This window comes from Okeania sp. SIO2B9, from assembly GCF_010672505.1.
Taxonomy (GTDB): Bacteria; Cyanobacteriota; Cyanobacteriia; order Cyanobacteriales; family Microcoleaceae; genus Okeania; species Okeania hirsuta.
The window spans coordinates 1-2,144 of record NZ_JAAHGK010001289.1; the positions used below are offsets into that span (position 1 = coordinate 1).

The following is a 2,144-nucleotide window of genomic DNA, read 5'->3' on the forward strand; positions in this document are numbered from 1 at the left end:
AAGGGTTAACTTTTATATTTACTCCTATAGTTTGGTTGATGGAAAAAATTACTTCTCCTTTTACTAAGGGGCAGAAATTACCCACCACTAATGAAGCAGAAATTATGTTTTTGACCAGAGTAGGAGATAAGTCGTCGCTATTCGAGGTGTCATAATATCAAAAGAATTTTGTCATTGAGCCGAAATACTCTTCTAATCATTTCAGCTTCATCACCCTCAATAACTCCTTCCTTATATCCTACTCTGGTCAAAAACATAATTTCTGCTTCATTAGTGGTGGGTAATTTCTGCCCCTTAGTAAAAGGAGAAGTAATTTTTTCCATCAACCAAACTATAGGAGTAAATATAAAAGTTAACCCTTGGACAGGTATAGCCACAGTTAAGGCAAATTGCATGGCATAACGTTCACCTAAAGTTTTAGGAATAATTTCCCCAAAAACTATTACCAAAAAAGTTAATATTGCAGAAAAAACTCCTAACCAAGCATTTCCCAAAACCGAAGCTGCAATATTACCAATTAAAATACTACCAACTATATTAAAAATGTTATTAATAATCACAACAGTAGCAATTGGGCGATTAATTTTTTTCCTAATTCCCCACAGTGCTAATGCTGCTGGTTTTTTAGACTGTGCTAACTGTTGCACTTTAATGGGAGAAACTGAAAGTAAGGCTGTTTCAGTAGCAGAGCAAAGAGCAGAACCTATGAGAATAATTAAAACTATAATAGTTAGCTTTAGCATACTTAACTAATAATTGGTTAAACTCAATCATACCATTTTTAATTTTCTGATGAAACCTTCTAACTGGCAAATTATATTAGTTTTAGCTATCGGTATTTTGGCAATATCTACAGGTGCAATATTAATCAGGTTGGCAAGTCTCTCTGCTGGCATGAGTGGGGTAGAGTTTAGTCTCGTAATAGCTGCCTCGCGGGTGACGATCGCTGCTTTATTATTAGTACCCGCATGGTCGAAAATTCAGTGGCAGAGTCTCCAGTCGGGAGCAATACCCTATGCAGTAGGAGCAGGAGTTTGCCTCGCAGTCCATTTTGCTTTTTGGATTACTTCTTTATCCTACACTTCGATCGCGGCCTCTACCAGTCTAGTAAATACTAATCCCATCTGGGTAGCTTTGTTGTCGCGGTGGTGGTTGAAGGAAAGACTTTCTCGTCAGACAGTTATTGGCATAGTAATAGCTATGGTTGGAGGGTTAACCATTGGTTTAGCAGATATTGGTGGGGGGTATACAGGTATTAACCCTCTGCTGGGAAACTTTTTGGCTATGATTGGAGCTTGGGCAGTGAGTTTATATATACTTCTAGGACGGGAAGCTCAAACTAAAGGGTTTAGTGTTGGTGGCTATCTTGTGGTAGTTTTTACTGTAGCTGGAATTGTATTATTGCCTCTTCCCTTAATTTTAGGTGTTGGTTACTCTGGTTATCCTGGTTTAGTTTACTTTTACTTATTATTGATGGCATTATTTCCTCAATTAGTAGGGAATACAAGTTTGATGTGGGCAGTACGCTGGTTGTCTCCTACTTTAGTTACTTTGGCAATTTTATTTTAACCTGTTGGAGCTAGTTTTTTAGGTTATTTATTCTTTGGTGAAGTTCCTTCTATCATGGTTTTTTTTGGTGCAATTATATTGTTAATTGGACTGGCGATCGCTGCTATTACTTCAAAACAAAAATAAACCGAAAATGTCAGGATTTTAAATTATACTTCATCCATACACTCAATACTGAAAAAAAATTACCGAATAATTAAGGTTTAAAGCTTCTGCTTTAAAGGAGAAACAAGCGGTCAAGGGATGGCGAGGAGACCTCGCCATATTCAATCGAACAAGAGAGAAAAATTTTTCCTGTTCGTCAATCCTATCCGCTTTCAAGGAGAGGTAATAATTAATAATTAATAATTAATAATTAATTATTAATTGTTGAAACACTACTTTCAATTTTTAAACCATTTTTACTGAGAAACTCTTGATTGTAAATTTTGGATAGGTATTTAATTCCACTATCACAGAGAACTGTAACTACTACCTGTTTTCGATCTAAACGATTTGCAATAAGTTTGGCAGCAAAAACGTTAAGACCACTACTGCCACCAACCAGTAAACCCTCATCCTTAGCTAGTTGATGA

At 36.3% G+C, this 2,144-nt stretch carries 2 protein-coding genes and 1 pseudogene; 1 reads left to right on the forward strand and 2 read right to left on the reverse strand.

The window, feature by feature from the left end:
- Window positions 1-149: 149 nt before the first annotated feature.
- Window positions 150-743, reverse strand: a complete 594-nt coding sequence (locus F6K13_RS29940; RefSeq protein ID WP_287289394.1) for a CNNM domain-containing protein — start codon at window positions 741-743, stop codon at window positions 150-152.
- Between the two features lie 49 nt (window positions 744-792).
- Here F6K13_RS29940 and F6K13_RS29945 point away from each other — a divergent pair, with 49 nt between their 5' ends.
- Window positions 793-1,569 (forward strand): DMT family transporter, encoded by a 777-nt coding sequence (locus tag F6K13_RS29945; protein ID WP_338043263.1) that lies wholly within the window; start codon window positions 793-795, stop codon window positions 1,567-1,569.
- Between the two features lie 355 nt (window positions 1,570-1,924).
- Here the strand turns inward: F6K13_RS29945 and F6K13_RS29950 are convergent.
- Window positions 1,925-2,144, reverse strand: a pseudogene (locus F6K13_RS29950) (cysteine synthase A); the annotation flags it as partial.

What these genes read in the sequence shown, in the direction of transcription:
- F6K13_RS29940 (WP_287289394.1), bottom strand. Translation starts at nt 743, where the DNA reads ATGCTAAAGCTAACTATTATAGTTTTAATTATTCTCATAGGTTCTGCT.
- F6K13_RS29945 (WP_338043263.1), top strand. Translation starts at nt 793, where the DNA reads ATGAAACCTTCTAACTGGCAAATTATATTAGTTTTAGCTATCGGTATT.